22 protein-coding genes and 1 riboswitch are annotated in these 24250 nt (G+C 70.5%); of the genes, 19 read left to right on the top strand and 3 right to left on the bottom strand.

The window, feature by feature from the left end:
* The 16 genes from SSP24_RS03530 (at position 1) to SSP24_RS03460 (ending at position 16795) form a co-directional block, all read left to right on the top strand.
* Positions 1–873, top strand: a complete 873-nt coding sequence (locus SSP24_RS03530) for a glycosyltransferase family 2 protein (protein ID WP_141307378.1) — start codon at positions 1–3, stop codon at positions 871–873.
* Positions 874–966: 93 nt separating this feature from the next.
* On the top strand, positions 967–1896 hold the full coding sequence (locus SSP24_RS03525) for an ABC transporter permease (protein ID WP_141307253.1): 930 nt from the start codon (positions 967–969) through the stop codon (positions 1894–1896).
* The gene (locus SSP24_RS03520) at positions 1889–2677 is read left to right on the top strand and encodes an ABC transporter ATP-binding protein (protein ID WP_167529500.1); all 789 of its coding nucleotides are present in this window, start codon (positions 1889–1891) and stop codon (positions 2675–2677) included. Before SSP24_RS03525 ends, SSP24_RS03520 begins: the two co-directional genes overlap by 8 nt.
* A 352-nt stretch (positions 2678–3029) precedes the next feature.
* Entirely contained in the window at positions 3030–3962 is a 933-nt protein-coding gene (hpnC, locus tag SSP24_RS03515; protein ID WP_373306637.1) for a squalene synthase HpnC, read from the top strand.
* A complete protein-coding gene (gene hpnD / locus SSP24_RS03510) occupies positions 3959–4909 on the top strand; it encodes a presqualene diphosphate synthase HpnD (RefSeq protein WP_167529499.1) in 951 nt (316 codons plus the stop codon). Before hpnC ends, hpnD begins: the two co-directional genes overlap by 4 nt.
* Entirely contained in the window at positions 4909–5049 is a 141-nt protein-coding gene (locus SSP24_RS45245) for a DUF6380 family protein (RefSeq protein WP_373306638.1), read from the top strand. The genes hpnD and SSP24_RS45245 overlap by 1 nt, the downstream gene beginning before the upstream one ends.
* Complete coding sequence (gene hpnE, locus SSP24_RS03505) at positions 5046–6446, top strand: hydroxysqualene dehydroxylase HpnE (RefSeq protein WP_141307250.1); 1401 nt, start codon at positions 5046–5048, stop codon at positions 6444–6446. The genes SSP24_RS45245 and hpnE overlap by 4 nt, the downstream gene beginning before the upstream one ends.
* 68 nt (positions 6447–6514) lie before the next feature.
* Complete coding sequence (locus SSP24_RS03500) at positions 6515–7579, top strand: polyprenyl synthetase family protein (protein WP_167529505.1); 1065 nt, start codon at positions 6515–6517, stop codon at positions 7577–7579.
* 118 nt (positions 7580–7697) lie between these two features.
* Positions 7698–9707, top strand: coding sequence for a squalene--hopene cyclase (gene shc, locus SSP24_RS03495; RefSeq protein WP_141307248.1), 2010 nt, complete (start codon positions 7698–7700; stop codon positions 9705–9707).
* On the top strand, positions 9704–10342 hold the full coding sequence (locus SSP24_RS03490) for a phosphorylase family protein (RefSeq protein ID WP_141307247.1): 639 nt from the start codon (positions 9704–9706) through the stop codon (positions 10340–10342). Before shc ends, SSP24_RS03490 begins: the two co-directional genes overlap by 4 nt.
* A gap of 5 nt (positions 10343–10347) precedes the next feature.
* Positions 10348–11370, top strand: a complete 1023-nt coding sequence (gene hpnH / locus SSP24_RS03485; protein ID WP_141307246.1) for an adenosyl-hopene transferase HpnH — start codon at positions 10348–10350, stop codon at positions 11368–11370.
* A 4-nt stretch (positions 11371–11374) separates the two neighbouring features.
* On the top strand, positions 11375–12547 hold the full coding sequence (gene ispG / locus SSP24_RS03480; RefSeq protein ID WP_141307245.1) for a flavodoxin-dependent (E)-4-hydroxy-3-methylbut-2-enyl-diphosphate synthase: 1173 nt from the start codon (positions 11375–11377) through the stop codon (positions 12545–12547).
* A 31-nt stretch (positions 12548–12578) separates the two neighbouring features.
* On the top strand, positions 12579–14576 hold the full coding sequence (gene dxs, locus SSP24_RS03475) for a 1-deoxy-D-xylulose-5-phosphate synthase (RefSeq protein ID WP_229864778.1): 1998 nt from the start codon (positions 12579–12581) through the stop codon (positions 14574–14576).
* Positions 14573–15994 carry an aspartate aminotransferase family protein gene (locus SSP24_RS03470; protein WP_141307244.1) on the top strand — a complete coding sequence of 474 codons (1422 nt, stop codon included), beginning with the start codon at positions 14573–14575 and terminating at the stop codon, positions 15992–15994. Before dxs ends, SSP24_RS03470 begins: the two co-directional genes overlap by 4 nt.
* Positions 15995–16055: 61 nt before the next feature.
* Positions 16056–16679 (top strand): helix-turn-helix domain-containing protein, encoded by a 624-nt coding sequence (locus SSP24_RS03465; RefSeq protein WP_141307243.1) that lies wholly within the window; start codon positions 16056–16058, stop codon positions 16677–16679.
* On the top strand, positions 16676–16795 hold the full coding sequence (locus SSP24_RS03460) for a DUF6126 family protein (RefSeq protein WP_141307242.1): 120 nt from the start codon (positions 16676–16678) through the stop codon (positions 16793–16795). The genes SSP24_RS03465 and SSP24_RS03460 overlap by 4 nt, the downstream gene beginning before the upstream one ends.
* A 3-nt stretch (positions 16796–16798) precedes the next feature.
* Here the strand turns inward: SSP24_RS03460 and SSP24_RS03455 are convergent, their stop codons facing one another.
* The gene (locus SSP24_RS03455) at positions 16799–17596 is read right to left on the bottom strand and encodes a tyrosine-protein phosphatase (protein ID WP_141307241.1); all 798 of its coding nucleotides are present in this window, start codon (positions 17594–17596) and stop codon (positions 16799–16801) included.
* A 203-nt stretch (positions 17597–17799) separates the two neighbouring features.
* Here SSP24_RS03455 and SSP24_RS03450 point away from each other — a divergent pair, with 203 nt between their 5' ends.
* The 3 genes from SSP24_RS03450 (at position 17800) to SSP24_RS03440 (ending at position 22323) form a co-directional block, all read left to right on the top strand.
* Positions 17800–19869 (top strand): alpha-galactosidase, encoded by a 2070-nt coding sequence (locus SSP24_RS03450; protein WP_141307240.1) that lies wholly within the window; start codon positions 17800–17802, stop codon positions 19867–19869.
* Between the two features lie 319 nt (positions 19870–20188).
* Positions 20189–20349, top strand: a riboswitch (cyclic di-AMP (ydaO/yuaA leader).
* Between the two features lie 2 nt (positions 20350–20351).
* Positions 20352–21323, top strand: coding sequence for a M23 family metallopeptidase (locus SSP24_RS03445; RefSeq protein WP_141307239.1), 972 nt, complete (start codon positions 20352–20354; stop codon positions 21321–21323).
* A 214-nt stretch (positions 21324–21537) separates the two neighbouring features.
* On the top strand, positions 21538–22323 hold the full coding sequence (locus SSP24_RS03440; protein WP_141307376.1) for an SGNH/GDSL hydrolase family protein: 786 nt from the start codon (positions 21538–21540) through the stop codon (positions 22321–22323).
* A 35-nt stretch (positions 22324–22358) separates the two neighbouring features.
* On the opposite strand, the gene SSP24_RS03435 is transcribed toward SSP24_RS03440, so the two are convergent.
* On the bottom strand, positions 22359–22976 hold the full coding sequence (locus tag SSP24_RS03435; protein ID WP_280527076.1) for a TetR/AcrR family transcriptional regulator: 618 nt from the start codon (positions 22974–22976) through the stop codon (positions 22359–22361).
* Positions 22977–23030: 54 nt separating this feature from the next.
* The gene (locus SSP24_RS03430; protein WP_141307238.1) at positions 23031–24209 is read right to left on the bottom strand and encodes a glutamate dehydrogenase; all 1179 of its coding nucleotides are present in this window, start codon (positions 24207–24209) and stop codon (positions 23031–23033) included.
* Between the last annotated feature and the right edge of the window lie 41 nt (positions 24210–24250).

Here is a 24250-nt window from a genome sequence, read left to right as displayed (position 1 = left end):
ATGCGGGTCGGGGCGGTCATCATCACGATGGGCAACCGCCCCGAGGAACTCCGCGCGCTGCTGGAGTCGGTCGCCAAGCAGGACGGCGACCCGATAGACGTGGTCGTCGTAGGCAACGGCTCGCCCGTGCCCGAGGTCCCCGCCGGCGTACGCACCGTCGAGCTGCCCGAGAACCTCGGCATCCCCGGCGGCCGCAACGTCGGCATAGAGGCCTTCGGCCCCAGCGGCCGCGACGTCGACATACTGCTGTTCCTCGACGACGACGGCCTGCTCGCCCGCAACGACACCGCCCAGCTGTGCCGTCAGGCCTTCGAGGCCGACCCCAAGCTCGGCATCATCAGCTTCCGCATAGCCGACCCGGACACCGGCGTCACCCAGCGCCGCCACGTGCCCCGGCTGCGCGCCTCCGACCCGATGCGCTCCTCGCGGGTCACCACGTTCCTGGGCGGCGCCAACGCGGTCCGTACCCGGGTGTTCGCCGAGGTCGGCGGCCTGCCGGACGACTTCTTCTACGCCCACGAGGAGACCGACCTGGCCTGGCGGGCCCTCGACGCGGGCTGGCTGATCGACTACCGGTCCGACATGGTCCTGTACCACCCCACGACCGCGCCCTCCCGGCACGCGGTCTACCACCGCATGGTCGCCCGCAACCGCGTCTGGCTCGCCCGCCGCAACCTGCCCGCCCCCCTCGTCCCCGTCTACCTGGGCATCTGGCTCACCCTCACGCTGCTGCGCCGCCCCTCGCGGCCGGCCCTGCGGGCGTGGTTCGGCGGCTTCCGGGAAGGCTGGACGTCGCCGTGCGGTCCCCGCCGGCCCATGAAGTGGCGTACGGTGTGGCGGCTGACTCGACTGGGCCGACCTCCTGTCATCTGACAAGCTCGTCCCTGAGAGCATTCGGGGCGTAACGCTCGGCTTCCGGCTCCTGCCGACCCGCACAGGCCGCGCATAAGACGAAAGTTTCGACTAGTGAGTGAGACCACACACGACGGGACAGTCGCGGTGACCGCGCCTCCGTCACCCGACGAGGGACTGTCCGCGGCGGATCTCGCCGCCAAGTACGGGCTGTCCGTGAGCGGCGCCCGCCCCTCCCTTGTCGAGTACGTCCGCCAGCTCTGGGACCGGCGTCACTTCATCCTCGCGTTCTCGCGGGCGAAGCTGACCGCCCAGTACAGCCAGGCCAAGCTCGGCCAGCTCTGGCAGGTCGTCACCCCGCTGCTGAACGCGGCCGTGTACTTCTTCGTCTTCGGCGTGATCCTGGAGGCCGACCGGGGCATGCCGCGTGAGGTGTACATCCCGTTCCTGGTCACCGGCGTGTTCGTGTTCACCTTCACACAGAGCTCGGTGATGGCGGGCGTCCGCGCGATCTCCGGCAACCTCGGCCTGGTGCGCGCCCTGCACTTCCCGCGCGCCTCGCTGCCGGTCTCCTTCGCGCTCCAGCAGCTCCAGCAGCTGCTCTTCTCGATGGTCGTGCTGTTCGCGGTGACCGTCGCCTTCGGCAGTTACCCCGACCTGTCCTGGGCGCTGATCGTTCCGGCACTGGGCCTGCAGTTCTGCTTCAACACCGGCCTCGCGCTGATCATGGCCCGGGCGGGCGCCAAGACCCCGGACCTGGCGCAGCTGATGCCGTTCGTGATGCGTACGTGGATGTACGCGTCCGGCGTCATGTACTCCATCCCGATCATGCTGGCCGACAAGCCGTCCTGGATCGCCAACGTGCTCCAGTGGAACCCGGCCGCCATCTACATGGACCTGATGCGCTTCGCGATGATCGACGGCTACGGCTCGGAGAACCTCCCCGACCACGTCTGGGCGATCGCCGGCGGCTGGGCCGTGCTGTTCGCCCTGGGCGGGTTCGTGTACTTCTGGAAGGCGGAGGAGAGGTACGGCCGTGGCTGACCATACGACCGAGGCACGCATCCCCACCGTCATCGCGGACGACCTGCACATCGTCTACCGCGTCAACGGCGCCAAGACCGGCAAGGGCAGCGCCACCGCGGCCCTCAGTCGCATGCTCAAGCGAGGCTCCGACGGCGACGCGCGCGGGGTGCGCAAGGTGCACGCCGTGCGCGGGGTGTCCTTCATTGCCTACCGGGGCGAGGCGATCGGACTGATCGGCTCCAACGGCTCCGGCAAGTCGACCCTGCTGCGCGCCATCGCCGGACTGCTGCCCGCCGAGAGCGGCAGGGTCTACACCGACGGCCAGCCCTCGCTGCTCGGTGTGAACGCGGCCCTGATGAACGACCTGACCGGTGAGCGCAACGTCATATTGGGCGGGCTCGCCATGGGCATGACCCGCGAGCAGATCAAGGAGCGCTACCAGGAGATCGTCGACTTCTCCGGCATCAACGAGAAGGGCGACTTCATCACGCTCCCGATGCGCACCTACTCCTCCGGTATGGCCGCCCGCCTGCGGTTCTCCATCGCCGCCGCCAAGGACCACGACGTCCTCATGATCGACGAGGCGCTGGCCACCGGCGACCGCAAGTTCCAGAAGCGCTCCGAGGAACGCATCCGCGAGCTGCGCAAGCAGGCGGGCACCGTTTTCCTGGTCAGTCACAACAACAAGTCGATCCGTGACACCTGCGACCGCGTGCTGTGGCTGGAGCGCGGCGAGCTGCGTATGGACGGACCCACCGACGAGGTCCTCAAGGAGTACGAGAAGTTCACGGGTAAGTAGACAGCCGTTCAGGGCCCTGCCGGAACTGCTCCGGCGGGGCCCTGCGTCGTCGGCAAAGGGCACCTGTGCCGCCCGCAAAGGAAGCGTCAACTCTGGTCGCCCGTAGGAATCTTGAAGCCAATCGGTGTGTTCTTGTGATGCGCAGGACACCCCCTCGGTCCGCGCCGCGTTGTACAACGTAAGCTGTACGGGTGCCGAAAGGCGGCAAGTGGGGCGATAATGCGCGACACCCTCCACCGGGACAGCGGCCGGAACACCGGGCGGCGTGTCCGAAATAGTGCGTATTGGGTCGGCAGTGTAGAACGGGAGATGTGACGGCAATGGCTACGGAAACTCCCCAGCTCCGCGAGGCATGTGCCGTCCCCGCCCTGGGCAGCAAACGGTGACGGGAACCACCACGACGCGCACGGACGACCCGGAGCGCGCAACCCTCGACAAGGCCACGGCCGAGAACTTCCCCGTGGCCCCGTTCTTCCTGCCCAGAGCCTGGCGCGCCGACCTCATGGCCGTCTACGGTTTCGCCCGCCTCGTCGACGACATCGGTGACGGCGACCTCGCCCCCGGCGGCGCCGACGCCCGGCTGCTCGGCGTGTCGCCCGAGCGGGCCGAGGACCGGATGGCCCTGCTGGACGCCTTCGAGGCCGACCTGCGCCGCGTCTTCGACTCGACCCCGCGCCACCCCCTGCTGCGCCGCCTCCAGCCGACCGTGCGCCGCGCCTCGCTCACCCCCGAGCCGTTCCTCGGCCTGATCGCCGCCAACCGCCAGGATCAGCTCGTCAAGCGCTACGAGACCTACGACGACCTGCTCGCCTACTGCGAACTGTCCGCGAACCCCGTGGGCCGGCTCGTCCTCGCCGTCACCGGCACCGCCACCCCCGAGCGGATCCGCCGCTCCGACGCGATCTGCACCGCCCTTCAGATCGTCGAGCACCTCCAGGACGTCGCCGAGGACCTCCGCCGCGACCGCATCTATCTGCCCGCCGAGGACATGAAGCGCTTTCACGTCCAGGAGGCGGATCTCGCCACGGCGACCGCGGGCGCATCGGTGCGCGCACTGGTCGCATACGAAGCGCAACGCGCCCGCGATCTCCTGAATGAAGGCGCCCCCCTCGTGGGTAGCGTGAACGGCAGACTGAGGCTGTTGCTCGCGGGGTTCGTGGCGGGGGGAAGGGCGGCCGTCCAGGCGATCGCCGCCGCCGACTACGACGTACTTCCCGGCCCGCCCAAACCCGGCAAGCTCCGGTTGCTGCGTGAGGTGGGCGTGACTCTGCGAGGAGAGGGGTGATCCGGACCGTGGAGTCAGCGCCACACGTGTCCGCACCGGTACTCGCCGCCTACAGCTACTGCGAGGCCGTCACCGGACAGCAGGCCCGTAACTTCGCCTACGGCATCAGACTGCTGCCGACACCAAAGCGCCGCGCGATGTCGGCGCTGTACGCGTTCTCCCGGCGCGTCGACGACATCGGCGACGGCGCGCTCACCGACGACGTGAAGTTCGCCCGGCTCCAGGAGACCCGGACGCTGCTCGACCGGATCCGCCGGGACGCGCTCGGCGAGGACGACACCGACCCCGTCGGTGTCGCGCTCGCCCATGCCGCCCGCCACTTCCCGATCCCGCTCGACGGACTGGACGAGCTCATCGACGGCGTCCTGATGGACGTCCGCGGCGAGGCCTACGAGACCTGGGACGACCTGAAGACCTACTGCCGCTGCGTGGCCGGCGCCATCGGCCGGCTCTCGCTCGGCGTGTTCGGCACGGAACCGGGGGCGCGCGGCGCCGAGCGCGCGCCGGAGTATGCCGACACGCTCGGGCTCGCACTCCAGCTCACCAACATCCTGCGCGACATCCGTGAGGACGCCGAGGGCGGGCGCACCTATCTGCCCGCCGACGACCTGGCCAAGTTCGGCTGCTCGGCCGGGTTCAGCGGGCCGACCCCACCGGAGGGCTCCGACTTCGCGGGCCTCGTGCACTTCGAAGTGCGGCGGGCCCGCGCCCTTTTCGCCGAGGGCTACCAGCTGCTGCCCATGCTCGACCGGCGCAGCGGCGCCTGTGTCGCCGCCATGGCCGGTATCTACCGCCGTCTCCTCGACCGCATCGAGCGCGACCCCGAGGCGGTGCTGCGCGGCCGGGTCTCGCTGCCCGGACGTGAGAAGGCCTATGTCGCCGTGCGTGGCCTGTCCGGTCTGGACGCCCGGCATGTGACCCGACGGACCGTCAGGAGGCGCGCCTGATGGACACCTTGGATCAAGGGGACACCGGCGGCGAAAAGCGGCAGGCAACCCTCCGCGGCGGGGCGGCGTCCCTGACTGCAACGGCCTGCCAGGGCGCGTCGACACGCCACGGCAGGTGCGCAGGGGAGGGTGCACGATGACCGACGGCATGCGGTCCGGGCCCGCACGGGACACGGTGGTGGTCGGCGGAGGGCTCGCCGGAATCACCGCCGCGCTCGCGCTCGCCGACGCCGGGGTGCGCGTCACCCTGCTCGAAGGCAGGCCGAGACTGGGCGGCCTGGCCTTCTCCTTCCAACGCGGCGAGCTGACTGTCGACAACGGCCAGCACGTCTATCTGCGCTGCTGCACCGCCTACCGCTGGTTCCTCGACCGAATCGGCGGCGCGGCGCTGGCTCCGCTGCAGAACCGTCTCGACGTGCCCGTCGTCGACGTCACCAAGCCCGAGGGCCGGCGGCTCGGCAGGCTGCGGCGCGACGCGCTGCCGGTGCCCCTGCATCTGGGGCGCAGCCTCGCGACGTATCCGCATCTGTCACTCGCCGAGCGCGCCAAGGTCGGCCGGGCCGCGCTCGCGCTCAAGGGCCTCGACCTCGCCGATCCGACCCTGGACGCACAGGACTTCGGCAGCTGGCTGACCGCGCACGGTCAGTCGGCGCGTGCCGTCGAGGCCCTGTGGGACCTGGTCGGGGTCGCCACCCTCAACGCGGTCGCGGGCGACGCCTCCCTGGGGCTCGCCGCGATGGTGTTCAAGACCGGTCTGCTGTCCGACCCGGGCGCGGCCGACATCGGCTGGGCGCGCGTCCCGCTGGGCGAACTGCACGACCGGCTGGCCCGCAGGGCGCTCGACTCCGTGGGCGTCCGTACCAGGATCCGTTCACGCGTCACCTCCATCTCCCAGAACGACAACGGGCGTTGGAGCGTTCGAGTTCCCGGTGAGGTCATCGAGACCGACGCGGTCGTGCTCGCCGTACCCCAGCGCGAGACCCACGACCTGCTGCCGGACGGCGCGCTCGACGCACCGGAACAGCTGCTGCGGATCGGCACCGCGCCGATCCTCAACATCCATGTCGTCTACGACCGCAAGGTCGTCGACACACCCTTCCTCACCGCGCTCGGCACGCCAGTGCAGTGGGTCTTCGATCGCACCGAGGCCTCCGGACTGAAGAGCGGCCAATACCTCGCGCTGTCGCAGTCGGCCGCGCAGGACGAGATCGACGCGCCCGTGGCCGCACTGCGCGAGCGGTACCTGCCCGAACTGCAGGGCCTGCTGCCGCGGACCCGCGACGCCCAGGTGGAGGACTTCTTCGTGACCAGGGAGCGCACCGCGACCTTCGCTCCCACTCCCGGCGTCGGACGGCTGCGGCCCGGCGCCCGCACCAAGGCATCCGGCCTGTACCTGGCCGGAGCGTGGACCGCCACCGGGTGGCCCGCGACCATGGAGAGTGCGGTCCGCAGCGGCATCGGTGCGGCGGACGCCGCGCTGGGCGCCCTGGGTCGGCCCCGCCCCCGCCACCTCTTCGACGTCGAGGAGGCGGCCTGATGATCGATCAGCGCGCGGCAGGCCCCCGCACCCCCGGTACCGCAACAAGAGGAGAGACTGTGCCCACTGTGCCCCCGGCCTCGAAGGCCGCTCGAGAGACCGCGGTGGACGTGACCGCGCTCCTGGAGCGCGGCCGGACCCTGGCCACACCGGTACTGCGGGCGGCCATCGACCGCCTGGCACCTCCCATGGACACGGTCGCCGCCTACCACTTCGGCTGGATCGACGCCGCGGGCAACCCCGCCGACGGCGACGGCGGCAAGGCCGTGCGCCCCGCCCTCGCCGTGCTGTCCGCCGAGGTCACCGGACGCGCACCCGAGGTCGGCATCCCCGGAGCCGTCGCGGTCGAACTGGTGCACAACTTCTCGCTGCTGCACGACGACCTGATGGACGGCGACGAACAGCGCCGGCACCGCGACACCGTCTGGAAGGTGCACGGCCCCGCCCAGGCCATCCTGGTCGGCGACGCCCTGTTCGCGCTGGCCAATGAGATCCTGCTGGAACTGGGCACCGTCGAGGCCGGCCGCGCCACCCGCCGCCTGACCACCGCCACCCGCGCCCTGATCGACGGCCAGGCCCAGGACATCTCCTACGAGCACCGCGACCGCGTCAGCGTCGAGGAGTGCCTGGAGATGGAGGGCAACAAGACCGGCGCCCTGCTGGCCTGCGCCAGCTCCATCGGCGCCGTGCTCGGCGGCGCGGACGACCGCACCGCCGACACCCTGGAGAAGTACGGTTACCACCTCGGCCTGGCCTTCCAGGCCGTCGACGACCTCCTCGGCATCTGGGGCGACCCGGAGGCCACCGGCAAGCAGACCTGGAGCGATCTGCGCCAGCGCAAGAAGTCCCTGCCGGTCGTGGCCGCCCTCGCCGCCGGGGGCAGCGCCTCCGAGCGGCTCGGGGAACTGCTCGCCGCCGACGCCAAGAGCAGCGACGTGGCGAACTTCTCCGAGGAGGAGTTCGCGGCCCGCGCCGCCCTGATCGAGGAGGCCGGCGGCCGCGAGTGGACCGCCGAGGAAGCACGCCGTCAGCACACCATCGCCATCGAAGCCCTCGACGCCGTCGACATGCCCGACCGGGTGCGGGCCCAGTTCACGGCGCTCGCCGACTTCGTCGTCGTACGAAAGAGATGATCACTATCGGTCGAATAGCCCTCGCGTAGTCGCCGGCCGGTGTCGCGATCGGATGCGCACCGGCCGACGGCGGACCCACAGCAGACGCACCACTGCAGCACTGCACGAAGGGGAAGCCATGACAGCGACGACCGACGGAAGCACCGGGGCACTGCCGCCCCGCGCTGACGCGGCCAGCGAAACCGACAGCACCACCCCGGTGGCGGCCGGGGTCCACGAAGCCGCCGTACGCACCGTCCAGCGCGCCACCGACTTCCTGCTGGCCCGGCAGGACGCCCAGGGCTGGTGGAAGGGCGACCTGGAGACCAACGTCACCATGGACGCCGAAGACCTGCTGCTCCGTCAGTTCCTCGGCATCCGCGACGAGTCCACGACCCGCGCCGCCGCCCTCTTCATCCGCGGCGAGCAGCGCGAGGACGGCACCTGGGCCACCTTCTACGGCGGACCGGGCGAACTCTCCACCACCATCGAGGCGTACGTCGCCCTGCGCCTGGCCGGCGACGCACCGGACGCGCCGCACATGGCGAAGGCGTCCGAGTGGATCCGCACCCAGGGGGGTATCGCGGCATCCCGTGTCTTCACCCGGATCTGGCTCGCCCTGTTCGGCTGGTGGAAGTGGGAGGACCTGCCCGAACTGCCGCCGGAACTCATCTACTTCCCGACGTGGGTGCCGCTCAACATCTACGACTTCGGCTGCTGGGCCCGGCAGACGATCGTCCCGCTGACCATCGTCTCCGCGAAGCGCCCGGTGCGGCCCGCGCCTTTCCCGCTGGACGAGCTGCACACCGATCCGGCCCACCCGAATCCGGCGAAGCCGCTGGCTCCCGCGGCGAGTTGGGACGGCGCCTTCCAGCGGCTCGACAAGGGCCTGCACGCCTTGCGCAAGGTCGTGCCAAGGAAGCTGCGCAGGGCGGCGATGCGGTCGGCGGCGCGCTGGATCATCGAGCGGCAGGAGAACGACGGTTGCTGGGGCGGTATCCAGCCGCCGGCCGTGTACTCGGTCATCGCGCTGTATCTGCTCGGCTACGACCTTCAGCACCCCGTCATGCGGGCCGGGCTTCAGTCGCTGGACCGCTTCGCCGTGTGGCGCGAGGACGGGGCCCGGATGATCGAGGCCTGCCAGTCGCCGGTGTGGGACACCTGCCTGGCGACCATCGCGCTCGTCGACGCCGGGGTGCCCGCGGACCACCCGCAGCTGGTGAAGGCGGCCGACTGGATGCTGGGGGAGCAGATCGTGCGGCCCGGCGACTGGTCCGTGCGACGGCCGCAACTGCCGCCGGGCGGCTGGGCGTTCGAGTTCCACAACGACAACTACCCCGACATCGACGACACCGCCGAGGTCGTCCTCGCACTGCGCCGGGTACGGCATCACGACCCGGAGCGGGTGGAGAAGGCCATCTCGCGCGGGGTGCGGTGGAACCTCGGCATGCAGTCGAGGAACGGGGCCTGGGGCGCCTTCGACGTCGACAACACCAGCCCGTTCCCCAACCGGCTGCCGTTCTGCGACTTCGGCGAGGTCATCGACCCGCCGAGCGCGGACGTCACCGCGCACGTGGTGGAGATGCTCGCGGTGGAGGGCCTCAGCCACGACCCGCGCACCCGGCGCGGCATCGAGTGGCTGCTCACCGAACAGGAGCCGGACGGCTCGTGGTTCGGACGCTGGGGCGTCAACTACATCTACGGCACCGGATCCGTGGTGCCCGCGCTGACCACCGCCGGCCTGCCCGGCTCGCATCCGGCGATCCGGCGGGCGGTGACCTGGCTGGAGAGCGTGCAGAACGACGACGGCGGCTGGGGCGAGGACCTGCGCTCCTACAAGTACGTCAAGGAGTGGAGCGGCAAAGGCGCCTCCACCGCCTCGCAGACCGCCTGGGCGCTGATGGCGCTGCTGGCGGCGGGGGAGCGGGACTCCAAGGCCGTCGAACGCGGTATCGAGTGGCTGGCCGCGACCCAGCGGGAGGACGGCTCCTGGGACGAGCCCTACTTCACGGGGACGGGCTTCCCGTGGGACTTCTCGATCAACTACCACCTGTACCGGCACGTCTTTCCGCTCACGGCGCTGGGCCGCTACGTGCACGGCGAGCCGTTCGCTCGGAAACCACTCGCCGAGGCCAAGGGGAACGAATGAATTCCCCGTCCGCTCCGGCGCCGCTGCTGATCGCCTGCGCGCTCGGCATCGAGCGGCTGGCGTTGCGGCTGGGGGACCGGGGTGGTGCGGGCGGGCCGGTGACCGTGCGTACGGGCATGGGGCCCGGCGCGGCCGAGCGTTCCGTCGAGCGGGCGCTGGCCGACCCGGCACTCGCCGGGGCCGCCGTGCTGGCCACGGGCTTCTGCGCGGGGCTGGCGCACGGCATGCACCCCGGTGACCTGGTCGTCGCCGAGGAGACCCGGGACCCGCGCGGCACGACGCCCTGTGTGGGCACCGAGCTGCTCGTCAAGGAACTCGGACGGGCGGTGCCCGGCCGCACCGTCCACACCGGCCCGGTCACCGGCTCCGACCACGTCGTGCGCGGTCAGGAGCGGTCCGACCTGCTGGCCACCGGCGCAATCGCGGTCGACATGGAGTCGGCGGCAACGCTGCTGAGCGCCGGGCGTGCGGGAGCACGTCCGGTTGCGGCCGTCCGGGTGGTCGTGGACGCTCCAGAACATGAACTCGTCCGAATCGGCACGGTGCGCGGTGGAATATCGGCTTTCCGCGTTCTTCGTTCCATTCTTCCCGCATTCTTTGAATGGCACCGTAATGTACTGCTCCCCAGGAGGTGAGCCCGATGGCCATGCCGCTGCGCCAGTCCATCAAGGTCGCTACATACTTGGCTGAACAGAAGCTCCGCAGGCGTGACAAGTTCCCGCTCATCGTCGAGCTGGAGCCGCTGTTCGCCTGCAACCTGAAGTGCGAGGGCTGCGGCAAGATCCAGCACCCCGCCGGGGTGCTGAAGCAGCGCATGCCGGTCGCGCAGGCCGTGGGAGCGGTGCTGGAATCCGGTGCGCCGATGGTGTCGATCGCCGGCGGCGAGCCGCTGATGCATCCGCAGATCGACGAGATCGTGCGGCAGTTGGTCGCCAAGCGGAAATACGTCTTCCTGTGCACCAACGCCATGTTGCTGCGCAAGAAGATGGACAAGTTCAAGCCCTCGCCCTACTTCGCCTTCGCCGTCCACATCGACGGCCTGCGTGAGCGGCACGACGAGTCGGTCGCGAAGGAGGGCGTGTTCGACGAGGCGGTGGAGGCCATCAAGGAGGCCAAGCGGCGCGGCTTCCGGGTCACCACCAACTCCACCTTCTTCAACACCGACACCCCGCAGACCGTCATCGAGGTGCTCAACTACCTCAACGACGACCTCAAGGTCGACGAGATGATGATCTCGCCCGCCTACGCCTACGAGAAGGCGCCCGACCAGGAGCACTTCCTGGGCGTGGAGCAGACCCGCGAACTGTTCAAGAAGGCCTTCGCGGGCGGCAACCGGCGCCGCTGGCGGCTCAACCACTCCCCGCTCTTCCTGGACTTCCTGGAGGGCAAGGTCGACTTCCCGTGCACCGCCTGGGCGATCCCCAACTACTCGCTCTTCGGCTGGCAGCGCCCCTGCTACCTGATGAGCGACGGGTACGTGTCGACGTACCGCGAACTGATCGAGGACACCGACTGGGACAAGTACGGCCGGGGCAAGGACCCGCGCTGTGCCAACTGCATGGCGCACTGCGGCTACGAGCCCACCGCCGTCCTCGCCACCATGGGCTCGCTCAAGGAGTCCCTGCGCGCCATGCGCGAGACGGTCTCCGGAAACCGGGAGTGACGCCATGACCGCCATCCCCTTGGGCGTCCCCGAGGTACCGGCGCGGCCCATCGCCGAGCGGCGCGTGTCGCGGCAGATCCAGGTCGGGCCGGTGGCGGTCGGAGGCGAGGCACCGGTGTCGGTGCAGTCGATGACGACGACCCGTACGTCGGACATCGGCGCCACCCTCCAGCAGATCGCCGAGCTCACCGCCTCCGGCTGCCAGATTGTCCGGGTCGCCTGCCCCACGCAGGACGACGCGGACGCGCTCTCGACCATCGCCCGCAAGTCGCAGATCCCCGTCATCGCCGACATCCACTTCCAGCCGAAGTACGTGTTCGCCGCGATCGAGGCCGGCTGTGCGGCCGTACGGGTGAATCCCGGCAACATCAAACAGTTCGACGACAAGGTCAAGGAGATCGCCCGGGCGGCCCGGGACCACGGCACGCCGATCCGGATCGGCGTGAACGCCGGGTCGCTCGACAAGCGGCTGCTCCAGAAGTACGGCAAGGCCACACCCGAGGCCCTCGTGGAGTCGGCCCTCTGGGAGGCCTCGCTGTTCGAGGAGCACGACTTCCGGGACATCAAGATCTCCGTCAAGCACAACGACCCGGTAGTGATGATCGAGGCGTACCGGCAGCTGGCGGCCCAGTGCGACTACCCGCTGCACTTGGGGGTGACGGAGGCCGGTCCGGCCTTTCAGGGCACGATCAAGTCGGCGGTCGCCTTCGGAGCACTGCTCTCGCAGGGGATCGGGGACACCATCAGGGTGTCGCTGTCGGCTCCGCCCGCCGAGGAGGTCAAGGTCGGCATCCAGATCCTGGAGTCGCTGAATCTGCGGCAGCGGCGGCTGGAGATCGTGTCGTGCCCGTCCTGCGGGCGCGCCCAGGTCGATGTGTACCGGCTGGCCGACGAGGTCACCGCCGGGCTGGACGGCATGGAGGTGCCGCTGCGCGTCGCCGTCATGGGGTGTGTGGTGAACGGCCCCGGCGAGGCGCGGGAGGCGGACCTGGGGGTCGCCTCCGGCAACGGCAAGGGGCAGATCTTCGTCAAGGGCGAGGTCATCAAGACCGTACCCGAGTCGAAGATCGTGGAGACGCTGATCGAAGAGGCGATGAAGATCGCCGAGCAGATGGAGCGGGACGGGGCGACGGGCTCCCCCGACGTCACGGGGAAACCGGCAGTGACTGTGAGCTGACGCAAGGCACGGACCGAGAGGGGGCCCGAGCGTGTCGATTCTGGAGACCATCCGGGGACCACGCGATCTGAAGGCGCTGTCCGAGGCGCAAGTCGACGAACTGTCCGAAGAGATCAGGGAGTTCCTGGTGCACGCGGTCGCCAGGACCGGCGGCCACCTCGGGCCCAATCTGGGCGTGGTGGAACTGTCCATCGCGCTCCACCGGGTCTTCGAGTCACCGGTCGACCGCATCCTGTGGGACACCGGCCACCAGAGCTACGTACACAAGCTCCTGACAGGGCGTCAGGACTTTTCCAAGCTGCGCGGCAAGGGCGGCCTGTCCGGCTATCCCTCGCGCGAGGAGTCCGAGCACGACGTCATCGAGAACAGCCACGCCTCCACCGCGCTCGGCTGGGCCGACGGGCTCGCCAAGGCCCGCCAGGTACAGGGGGAGAAGGGCCATGTCGTCGCGGTGATCGGCGACGGCGCGCTGACCGGCGGAATGGCCTGGGAGGCGCTGAACAACATCGCGGCCGCCAAGAACCGGCCACTGATCATCGTCGTCAACGACAACGAGCGCTCGTACGCCCCGACCATCGGCGGCCTCGCCAACCATCTCGCGGCGCTGCGCACCACCGACTCGTACGAGAGGGTGCTGGCCTGGGGCAAGGACGTACTGCTGAGCACGCCGGTCGTCGGGCACACCGTCTACGAGGCGCTGCACGGCGCCAAGAAGGGCTTCAAGGACGCGTTCGCGCCGCAGGGGATGTTCGAGGACCTCGGCCTGAAGTACGTCGGGCCGATCGACGGACACGATGTGAAGGCCGTCGAGTCGGCGCTGCGGCGTGCGAAACGCTTCCACGGGCCGGTACTGGTGCATTGCCTCACGGAGAAGGGCCGCGGTTACGAACCCGCCCTCGCGCACGAGGAGGACCACTTCCACACTGTCGGCGTGATGGACCCGCTGACCTGCGAGCCGCTCGCGCCTTCCAACGGGACGTCCTGGACCTCGGTGTTCGGGGACGAGATCGTGAAGATCGGTGAGGAGCGGGAGGACGTCGTGGCGATCACGGCGGCCATGCTGCACCCGGTGGGCCTCGCCAAGTTCGCCGAGCGGTTCCCGGACCGGGTCTGGGACGTCGGCATCGCCGAGCAGCACGCGGCCGTCTCCGCGGCCGGGCTCGCCACCGGCGGGCTGCACCCGGTCGTCGCCGTCTACGCCACCTTCCTCAACCGGGCCTTCGACCAGCTCCTGATGGACGTGGCCCTGCACCGCTGCGGCGTCACCTTCGTCCTGGACCGCGCCGGGGTGACCGGTGTCGACGGGCCCTCGCACAACGGCATGTGGGACATGTCGATCCTCCAGGTCGTACCGGGGCTGCGGATCGCGGCGCCGCGTGACGCCGACCAGTTGCGGGCCCAGCTGCGGGAGGCCGTCGCCGTCGACGACGCGCCCACGCTCGTGCGGTTCCCGAAGGAGTCGGTGGGGCCGTGCGTGCCCGCGATCGACCGGGTGGGCGGCATCGACGTACTGCACCGGGCCGAGGCGCCTCAGGTGCTGCTCGTCGCGGTCGGGGTCATGGCGCCGGTGTGTCTGCAGGCCGCCGAGCTGCTTCAGGCCCGGGGGATCGGGTGCACGGTGGTGGACCCGCGGTGGGTCAAGCCCGTCGATCCCGCGCTGCCCGGCCTCGCCGCGGGGCACCGGCTGGTGGCGGTGGTCGAGGACAACAGCCGGGCGTCGGGGGTCGGCGCGGCGGTGGCGCTGGCGCTGAGTGACGCCGACGTGGATGTGCCGGTACGGCGGTTCGGTATTCCGGAGCAGTTCCTGGCGCATGCCAAGCGGGGCGAGGTGCTGGCCGACATCGGTCTGACGCCGGTCGAGATCGCCGGGCGGATCAGCGCGAGCCTGGCGGTCAAGGAGGAGTGGTCCGCTGTGCCGACTCAGGAGGCGGTCGTACCGGAGCAGTCCTCCAAGGAGACGGTCGTTCGGGAGCAGTCCTCCAAGGAGACCGTCGCCGAGGAATCGCTGTCCAAGGAGAGCCACCCATGACCACCGCGGAATCCGCGTCCCAACCCTCGCCGTCCGACGGGGACTTCGAACTCGGCGCGCTGCTGGCCGAGCGCGGCGCCGAGCGCTACGAGCTGCACGCCCGGTACCTCAACCACCAGTTGCCGCGCATGCTGCACACCATCGGCTTCGACAAGGTCTACGAGCGGGCCGAGGGCGCCTACTTCTGGGACGCGGACGGCAACGACTACCTGGACATGCTCGCCGGCTTCGGGGTGATGGGCCTGGGCCGCCATCACCCCGTAGTCCGCAAGGCGCTGCACGACGTCCTGGACGCCCAGCTCGCCGACCTCACCCGGTTCGACTGCCAGCCGCTGCCCGGGCTGCTGGCCGAGCGGCTGCTCGCGCACAGCCCGCACCTGGACCGGGTGTTCTTCGGCAACAGCGGTACGGAGGCCGTGGAGACCGCCCTGAAGTTCGCACGGTTCGTCACCGGCAGGCCCAGGGTCCTGTACTGCGCGCACGCCTTCCACGGCCTGACCACCGGCTCGCTGTCCGTGAACGGCGAGCCGGGCTTCCGGGACGGCTTCGCCCCGCTGCTGCCGGACACGGCCGTACCGCTGGGCGATCTCGACGCGCTCGCCCGGGAGCTGAAGCGGGGCGATGTCGCCGCGCTGATCGTCGAGCCGATCCAGGGCAAGGGCGTGCACGCGGCCCCGGCCGGCTATCTGCGCGCCGCGCAGGAGCTGCTGCACCGGCACAAGGCGCTGCTCATCGCCGACGAGGTGCAGACCGGCCTCGGCCGCACCGGCGACTTCTACGCCTACCAGTACGAGGAGGGCGTCGAGCCGGACCTGGTCTGCGTGGCGAAGGCGCTCTCCGGTGGTTATGTGCCGGTGGGTGCCACGCTCGGGAAGGACTGGATCTTCAAGAAGGTCTACTCGTCCATGGACCGGGTGCTGGTCCACTCGGCCAGCTTCGGGTCCAACGCCCAGGCCATGGCGGCCGGTCTGGCGGTGCTGTCCGTCATGGAGAACGAGCAGATCGTCGCTGGCGCCCGGGCCACCGGCGAGCTGCTCAGGTCCCGGCTCGCCGCGCTGATCGACAAGTACGAGATGCTCGCGGACGTGCGCGGCCGGGGCCTGATGATCGGCATCGAGTTCGGGCGGCCCCAGTCGCTGAAGCTGCGCAGCCGCTGGGCCATGCTGCAAGCCGCTCGCAAGGGGCTGTTCGCGCAGATGGTCGTCGTACCGCTGCTTCAGCGGCACCGGATCCTCACCCAGGTCTCCGGCGACCACCTGGAGGTGATCAAGCTGATTCCGCCGCTGATCATCGGGGAGCGGGAGGTGGACCGGTTCGTGGACGCCTTCACGGCCGTGATGGACGACGCGCACAGCGGGGGCGGGCTCGTGTGGGACTTCGGGAAGACGCTGGTGAAGCAGGCGGTGGCCAACCGCTGATCGGCTTTGCCTAGGAGGCAAGAAAATTGCCTATCAGGCAACGCTCCGGCTGAATGGAGGCATGAGCTCCTCCGCCTCCGAGCCCGGGGCCGAGCCGACCGGTGGTCTGCCGGTGGTCGCCCCGCAGCTGCGTGCCCTACGCCGCCGGGCCTCCCTCACCCTGGAGGCCGCCGCCCGTGCCGCCGGGCTGTCGCCCGCCCATCTGTCCCGGCTGGAGACCGGGCAGCGCCAGCCCTCGCTGCCGATGCTGCTGGCGCTCGCCCGCGTATACGGTACGACCGTCTCGGAGCTGCTCGGCGAGACGGTCGCCGACCGGGACGCCGTCGTGCGCGCCGCCGACATGGAACCGACCGGCGCCGGTGGCTGGACGTACTGGCAGGCCGGGGCGCCCGGGCGGGGCATGCAGGCCCTGCGGGTTCATGTGCCGTACGGCTCGCAGGGCGACATCGTGCGGGTGCACCCCGGTGAGGAGTGGCTGTGCGTCCTCAAGGGGCGGCTGCGGCTGCGCCTCGGGGACGCCGCGCACCAGCTCGGCCCGGGCGACAGCGCCCACTTCGACTCGCTGACCCCGCACCGCCTCGCCGCCCAGGACCGGGGCGGGGTGGACCTCCTCTTCGTCCACACCCTGCTGCAGAGCCCCACGGCCGCGCTGTGCCTCGGCCCCATCACGGGAGACACACCATGAGCGACTACGAGCAGAAGCTTCCCCGGGCCATCTGGGTCCGGTTGGTCATCTACGTCGTCGCGGGTCACCTCTTCGCCGCCTTCCTCTACCTGCTGTTCGAGGCGGGGGCCAAGTAGGCGTCAGTCGAGCAGGCGCTCGCGCAGCCGCTCCCGGGTCTCGGGGGCGACGCCCAGCCCCCGCTCCAGATAGGTGTCGACACCGCCCCAGGTGTCCTCGATAGTCTCGATCGCTGCCGTCAGATACTCGGCACGCGCGTCGAAGAGCGGGCTGAGCAGCTCCATGACCTCCGGGGAGTAGGCGGAGTCGGAGCTGCCGCTGCGGTGCACCTTGTAGCGGCGGTGCTTGGCGTTGGACTCCAGGTAGTCGGCGAGGATCGCCTCGCGCTCCACGCCCAGCGCGAGCAGCGTGACGGCGATCGACAGCCCGGCGCGGTCCTTGCCCGCCGCGCAGTGCATCAGCGCGGGGATGCTGTCCTCGGCGAGCGCGTGCAGCACCTGGGAGTGCTCGGCGGTGCGCTCCTTGATGATCGCGCGGTACGAGGTGATCATCCGGTCCGCGGCCTTGCCGTCCGCCAGAATCCCGCGCAGCTGCTCCACGTCGCCGTCCCGGACCATCTTCCAGAACTCGGCGCCGTCCGCCGGGTCCGTCAGCGGCAGATTGACGTTGCGCACGCCCGCCAGCTCGACATCCGGGCCCTCCAGCTTCTGGTCCGCGGCGTTGCGGAAGTCGAAGATCGTGTGCAGCCCCAGGGAGGCGAGGAACTCGGCGTCCTCCGCGGTGGCGTGCGCGAGGTGGCCGCTGCGGAACAACACCCCGTGCCGCACCCGGCGCCCGTCCACGGTCGGCAGTCCGCCCACGTCACGGAAGTTGCGCACTCCGGCCAGCTCCGGCTCGGTCGACGGCACCTGCTGCGTCACGGGGGCTCCCTCCCATCGGCCCCGTCGGCGCGGCTCGTCGACGGGCACGCCCCCGACCATACGACACGGATTCCTGCGGCAATGAGTTGTCCACAGGCCGTCACAGGGAGTTGGAGGAGTTGTCCACAGGCATTGCCCCGTAGGCTCCCCGCCCTTGATGATGTTGGTGCTTGAGCGGACCTGTCGGAATCTGTGAGGACTGAATGGTCGAGATCGCCGAAAACGGGCGTACGTGGTTGCTGTCCGGGCCCACGAGCAGTTACGCCGTGCACCTCACCGAGAACGACGAGCTGCTGCATCTGCACTGGGGCCCCAGGATCGCGCTGGCCGACGCCGAGGCCCTCGCGATGCGCCCGCTGCCGGACTACTGGCCCTTCGAGTCCCCGCTCGACGGACGGGAGGAGTACCCGATCGAAGGAGGCCCCCGCTTCGTCCGCCCCGCCCTGTCCGTACGCACCGACGAGCGACGCGGCAGCGAGTGGAGCTTCGAGGCGTACGAGACCGGTGACGACGAGCTGCGCCTGCGCTTCCGGGACGCCGGGCTGGCGATCACGCTGCACTACCGGATGCGTGACGACGTCGTCGAGCGCTGGGTGACGCTGCACAACGACGGGCCCGTGGTCGAGCTGCTGCGCGCCGACTCCGCCACCTGGACCCTGCCGGACCGCGACCAGTGGCGGCTGTCCCAGCTGCACGGCCGGTGGGCGGCCGAGTCCCGGCTGACCCGGTCGTATCTCACCTACGGCGAGCAGGTCATCGGCAGCCGTCGAGGTCACACCGGGCACCAGCACCTGCCGTGGGTGGCGCTGGACGCCGACGCGACCGAGGAGCGCGGCGAGGTGTACGGCTGCGCCCTCGGATGGTCGGGCTCGTGGCGGATCGCGGTGGCGCAACTGCCGGACGCGCGTGTGCAGATCACCGGCGGCGCCGGGTACGACGACTCGGGGCTGCTGCGGCTGGCCTCGGGGGAGTCCTTCACCACGCCCGTCTTCGCCGGCCTGTGGAGCGACGGCGGCTTCGGCGGGGCCAGCCGCACGTGGCACGCCTACCAGCGCGCGTACGTCGTCCCCGACGCCGAGCGGGACCGGCCGGTGCTGTTCAACTCGTGGGAGGCCACCGAGTTCGACATCTCCGAGGAGCAGCAGCGGGCGCTCGCGCGGCGGGCCGCGGCGATCGGCGTGGAGCTGTTCGTCGTCGACGACGGCTGGTTCGGGGCGCGCACCAGCGACCGCGCGGGACTCGGTGACTGGACGCCCAACCCCGACCGCTCCCCGGCCGGTCTCAAGCCGCTCGCCGACGACGTGCACGCCCTGGGGATGCAGTTCGGGATCTGGGTGGAGCCCGAGATGGTCAACCCGGACAGCGATCTCTACCGCGCCCACCCCGACTGGGTGCAGTTCCAGCCGGGGCGAAAGCGGACAGAGCTGCGCAATCAGCTCGTACTCAACCTCGCGCGGGAGGATGTCCAGGAGTACCTCTGGGAGCAGCTCCACGCACTCCTCTCCAGTGCCCCCATCGACTACGTCAAATGGGACTTCAACCGCTGCTTCACGGACGCCGGCTGGCCTGACGACCCCTACCCGCAGCGGCTGTGGGTCGACCATGTACGTGCCCTTTATGCCCTTTTGGACCGCCTACGGGCGGCTCACCCGGGCGTCGCCTTCGAGTCCTGCTCGGGTGGCGGCGGCCGGATCGACCTCGGGGTGCTGAGCCGCACCGACCAGGTGTGGACCTCCGACAACACCGACCCGCTGGACCGGCTCGCCATCCAGCACGGCTTCAGCCAGATCCATCCCGCGCGCGTGATGGCCGCCTGGGTCACCGACAGCCCCAATGCCCAGCTGAACGGCCGGATCAGCACGCTGCGCTTCCGCTTTGTCAGTGCCATGGCCGGGGTGCTCGGCGTCGGCGGTGACCTCACTCAGTGGACCGACGAGGAACTGGCCGAGGCTCGGGACTGGGTGGCCCTCTACAAGGAGATCCGGCCCCTCGTGCAGCAAGGCGACCTCTACCGGCTGCGGCCGCCGGCTGGTGGGCTCAGTGCCGTGCAGTACGTACGCGGTGACGAGTCCGTCGTCCTCGCCTGGCTTCAGGCGCAGAGCTACGGGGAACCTGTCCCGGCGCTGCGGTTGCGCGGGCTGGATCCGGCAGCGTCGTACGAATGCCGTGAAACGGGCGAAGTGCACCGAGGTGCCGTATTGCTGCATCACGGGCTGCGTACGGGATTGCGGGGCGACCTCGATGCGGCTGTTTTCCGACTGTGCCGCATCTGAGCCTTCTGCCCGAATTGGCCTTGAATTGGCCTCTTCATTCCAACTCGCTCTGGAATAAAGGAACCTGGAGCAGGGTCACGTGAGCAGCGTCATATCCGTGACCCAGCGTCGCTCGTCATGTTCACGTAATTCGCATGCTTATCAAGGGCGTTTACGGAAAAAGACGGCGCCGTAATGCACGGAGTGTGACCGGAATTCGGGTGAACGGATCACGAAAACGGCGTTCCTGTGCAACCTCTTGCTTGTCCCGTGCGTCTTGGTTCGCTTACGTTCCACACCGATCCGGGCGGAACGCCGAATCCTGCCGCCGCCCGGTGCCCGCGCAAACTCACCCGTGTTCGGCAGGAGCGGGGGACCCACAGGTAGAACCGCCTGTTCCGGTCTCCGGAACGGCTTTGGGGTAAAGCCGCGTTTCGGCGCGGCCGGACATCTCCAGTCCGCACCCGACAGCTCACCTCGCAGGCGCCGGAGAGGAATTCGCCATGCCCGCGAAGGGTAAGCACCGCCGTCCGAAGACCCAGCGCTTCACCCGCTCCATCGCCGTCGCCGGAACCGGTGGCGCCGCACTCGCCCTCCCGCTCATGGGGGCCGCCGGCGCCCACGCCGCCACTCCCCAGTCCGCCGCGGAAAAGGCCGTTCAGTCGGTCCCGACCCAGAAGACGGCCGTCCAGCAGAAGGCCGCCGAAAAGAAGTCCGCCGCCACGAAGGCGGGTGTGCGGACCTATTCGGTGAAGGTCGGCGACTACCTCTCGAAGATCGCCGACGAGCAGAACGTCAGCGGTGGCTGGCAGCGGCTCTACGAGGACAACCGTGAGGCCGTCGGCGAGAACCCGTCGCTCATCCACCCCGGTCTGAAGCTCACGATCGGCAAGAAGGCAGCGGCGAGCAGCGGCAAGCCGTCGTCCGCTTCCGCCACTTCGCCCAAGTCGGCGGCGTCGACGCAGACGGAGTCCTCCAAGACCTCCGAGTCCGCTGCGCAGTCGTCCGGGTCGTCCGAGTCCTCCTCCGAGGCCTCAACCCAGACCGCCGACACCAGCACCGCCAGCGGCTTCTCCGCCCCCGTGGACGGCGCCGCCGTCGGCACCGCCTACCGCGTGGCGGGCAGCATGTGGTCCAGCGGCTACCACACCGGCGTCGACTTCGCCGCCCCGAGCGGCACCCCGCTCAAGGCCGTCGGCGCGGGCACGGTCGTCTCCGCGGGCTGGGCCGGCGCGTACGGCAACCAGGTCGTCATCAAGCTGGCCGACGGCTACTACGCGCAGTACGCCCACCTGTCCGCGCTCTCCGTCTCCAGCGGCCAGACCGTGAGCGCGGGCCAGCAGATCGGTCTCTCCGGCTCGACCGGCAACTCGACCGGACCGCACCTGCACTTCGAGATCCGCACCACGCCGAACTACGGCTCGGACATCGACCCGGTCGCCTACCTTCGCTCGAAGGGCGTCTCCATCGGCTGACGCGCGCGCCGCTCACACCACCGAAGGCCGGACCCCGATCCCCGGGTCCGGCCTTCGGTGTCTTCCCTCCCCAGGCCTTATTCCGCAGTTGACCAATCCTTTGGCCGTGGCCTTTGTCACCGTCCGTCAACCCCTTCCTACGGTCGCGTAGGTCACATTGGAAGGGGAATGATGTCCCGACGTGGCAGACGATTCGAAGAATGACAGCAGATCAGTGATCGGGTCGTACGTGGCGGTGGGGGACAGCTTCACCGAGGGCGTCGGCGACCCCGGCCCCGACGGGGCGTTCGTCGGCTGGGCGGACCGGTTCGCCGTACTGCTCGCGGACCGCCGACCCGAAGGCGACTTCCAGTACACCAATCTCGCCGTGCGCGGGAAGCTGCTCGACCAGATCGTGGCGGACCAGGTTCCGCAGGCCATCGAACTCGCCCCGGACCTGGTCTCGTTCTGCGCGGGCGGCAACGACATTATCCGCCCGGGCACCGACCCGGACGACGTGGCCGAGCGCTTCGAGCGGGCGGTCGCCGCGCTGACCGACGCCGTCGGCACCGTGCTGGTGACCACCGGCTTCGACACCCGGGGCGTCCCCTTGCTCAGGCATCTGCGCGGCAAGATCGCCACCTACAACGGGCATGTGCGGGCCATCGCCGACCGGTACGGCTGCCCGGTGCTCGACCTGTGGTCGCTCAAGTCCGTTCAGGACCGCCGCGCCTGGGACGGCGACCGGCTGCACCTCTCGCCCGAGGGGCACACGCGCGTGGCGCTGCGCGCCGGTCAGGCCCTCGGCCTCGCCGTCCCCGCCGACCCCGAGCAGCCCTGGCCGCCGCTGCCGCCGCGCGGCACCCTCGATGTGCGGCGGGACGACGTCCACTGGGCGCGTGAGTACCTGGTGCCGTGGATCGGCCGACGGCTGCGCGGTGAGTCGTCGGGCGACCATGTCACCGCCAAGGGCACGTTGTCCCCGGACGACATCAAGATGCGGATCGAGTCGGTGGCCTGAGGCCGTTCCAACGGCGACCCCTTGGTGCCGGCGGCTCACTGCTGTTGAGTCGCCGGCACCTCTGCCAGTCCCAGTTCCCGGGCCAGCGCCTCGTCCACCCACTCCTGCGCACGCGCGCGTGACACCGCTCCCGCGTAGGACGTCATCTGCACGGCGAGCCCGTCGAGCAGGGCGGTCAGGCGCAGGGCCGCGCCCATGGGGTCGGGGCAGCGGAACTCACCGGCCGCCACCCCCTCGGCGATGACCTCGGCGATGGCCGCCTTCCACCGCTTGTCGAGGTCCCGGGTGACCGCCAGCAGCGCGGGCTCGCGCAGCGCCGCCGCCCACCCCTCGATCCACAGCCGCCAGCCCTTGGCCTGGCCCGTCGGCGCGTACCAGCGCACCGCCGACCGCAGCCGCCGCAGCGCCGTCGTGCGCCGGCCGAGCAGCTTGCCCAGATGGGCGAGATCGTCCTCGGCCGCGTACGCGAACGCGGCGGCGACCAGCTTCTCCTTCGTGGAGAAGTGGTACAGCACCAGCGCGTTGCTCACACCGAGCGCGGACGCCACATCGGCGATCCGCACCGCCGCCACGCCCCGCGCCTCGATCTGTTCCACGGCGGCGCGCAACAACTCCTCGCGCCGCTCCGCCACGCTCAACCGCACTCTCGCCACCCCGTCACCCTAACGGGCCACGTCCGGTCGGTGGCCGGGCGATGACGTCCCCCCTCAGCGGTACGACCCGAAGCGCTCCGCGAGCAGCGGGAGCCGGTCCTCGGCGACGGCGTGCGCGGCGGCACGCGGCGTGCTCCCGTCGGCCGCCGCACGCGCCAGCACCAGGTCGGTCAAGGCGCGCATCGAGCGCCGGGTGTACGCGAACGCCTCGTCCGCGTCCGCGCCGATGTCGCCGAACAGCGTCCACCACCACCAGGCGTTCGTCCCGGAGTTGACCACCACGTCGGGCAGGACCGTGACCCCGCGCGCGGTCAGCAGCGCCTCCGCCTCGGGTACGACGGGCATGTTGGCCGCCTCGACGATCCAGCGGGCGGTGATCCGGTCCTGGTTCGCGGTGTCGACCGCGTACGAGACGGCGGCGGGCACCAGCACCTCGGCGTCGACGGACAGCCAGGCCTCGCCGGGCAGTTCGCGATCGCCGGGCCGCAACGCCGCGCGGTCCACGGTGCCGTAGGCGTCCCGTGCGGCGAGCAGCGCGTCGATGTCGAGGCCCGCCGGGTTGGCGATCGTGCCCTTGACGTCGGCGACGGCCACGACCGTGAGACCCGCGCGCGTGAGGAAGCGTGCCGTGGCACCGCCCATGGTGCCCATGCCCTGCACCGCGACCCGCGTACCCGCGCGCGGGACGCCGGCCCGGTCCAGGGCCGCGAGCGCCGACTCCGCGACCCCGCAGCCGCCGACCAGCTCGCCGAGCCCGATGCCGTCGACCTCGACCGCGAAGGCGTCGGCGAGCCGCAGCCGGGCCGCCGCCTCGTCGTCCAGCAGCGGATACACCGCCTGGATCGACGAAACGAGTCCCACCTCCGCGGCGGCCCGGTCCACCAGGTCCTGGGTGAGCCCGAGGTCCTCGCCGGTGGTCCAGAAGGCCTCGATGTACGGCCGCATGGCCCGCAGATAGCGCACCAGCAGTCCGTACGCCGCCGGGTCCCGGGGGTCGCAGTCGATGCCGCCCTTGGCGCCGCCGAGCGGGACGTAACGGGCCTCGGGGTCGTAGTGCAGGGCCTCCTTCACGGTCATCCCGCGGGCGAGCCCGGCCACCTCGTCCGGCGTGCAGCCCCGGCGCATCCGCAGCCCGCCGCTGGCGACGCCGCGCACCAGCCGGTCGATGACCAGGAAGCCCTGGCGGCCCGTGATGTGGTCGGTCCAGGTGAGCGACAGAAGGGGGGCGGTCACGGAAGCTCCTTGCGGCCGAAGGCATGGACGAGCGATGAGCG

Source organism: Streptomyces spinoverrucosus, from assembly GCF_006539505.1.
Classification (GTDB): domain Bacteria; phylum Actinomycetota; class Actinomycetes; order Streptomycetales; family Streptomycetaceae; genus Streptomyces; species Streptomyces spinoverrucosus.
The sequence above is the reverse complement of the archived record's forward strand: the minus strand, read 5'-3'. Positions and strand labels throughout refer to the sequence as shown.

What these genes read in the sequence shown, in the direction of transcription:
- SSP24_RS03460 (WP_141307242.1), top strand. Translation starts at nt 16,676, where the DNA reads ATGAGCGACTACGAGCAGAAGCTTCCCCGGGCCATCTGGGTCCGGTTG.
- SSP24_RS03490 (WP_141307247.1), top strand. Translation starts at nt 9,704, where the DNA reads ATGAATTCCCCGTCCGCTCCGGCGCCGCTGCTGATCGCCTGCGCGCTC.
- hpnC (WP_373306637.1), top strand. Translation starts at nt 3,030, where the DNA reads ATGTGCCGTCCCCGCCCTGGGCAGCAAACGGTGACGGGAACCACCACG.
- SSP24_RS03445 (WP_141307239.1), top strand. Translation starts at nt 20,352, where the DNA reads ATGCCCGCGAAGGGTAAGCACCGCCGTCCGAAGACCCAGCGCTTCACC.
- hpnH (WP_141307246.1), top strand. Translation starts at nt 10,348, where the DNA reads ATGGCCATGCCGCTGCGCCAGTCCATCAAGGTCGCTACATACTTGGCT.
- SSP24_RS03450 (WP_141307240.1), top strand. Translation starts at nt 17,800, where the DNA reads ATGGTCGAGATCGCCGAAAACGGGCGTACGTGGTTGCTGTCCGGGCCC.
- SSP24_RS03465 (WP_141307243.1), top strand. Translation starts at nt 16,056, where the DNA reads ATGAGCTCCTCCGCCTCCGAGCCCGGGGCCGAGCCGACCGGTGGTCTG.
- shc (WP_141307248.1), top strand. Translation starts at nt 7,698, where the DNA reads ATGACAGCGACGACCGACGGAAGCACCGGGGCACTGCCGCCCCGCGCT.
- SSP24_RS03530 (WP_141307378.1), top strand. Translation starts at nt 1, where the DNA reads ATGCGGGTCGGGGCGGTCATCATCACGATGGGCAACCGCCCCGAGGAA.
- ispG (WP_141307245.1), top strand. Translation starts at nt 11,375, where the DNA reads ATGACCGCCATCCCCTTGGGCGTCCCCGAGGTACCGGCGCGGCCCATC.
- hpnE (WP_141307250.1), top strand. Translation starts at nt 5,046, where the DNA reads ATGACCGACGGCATGCGGTCCGGGCCCGCACGGGACACGGTGGTGGTC.
- SSP24_RS03470 (WP_141307244.1), top strand. Translation starts at nt 14,573, where the DNA reads ATGACCACCGCGGAATCCGCGTCCCAACCCTCGCCGTCCGACGGGGAC.
- SSP24_RS45245 (WP_373306638.1), top strand. Translation starts at nt 4,909, where the DNA reads ATGGACACCTTGGATCAAGGGGACACCGGCGGCGAAAAGCGGCAGGCA.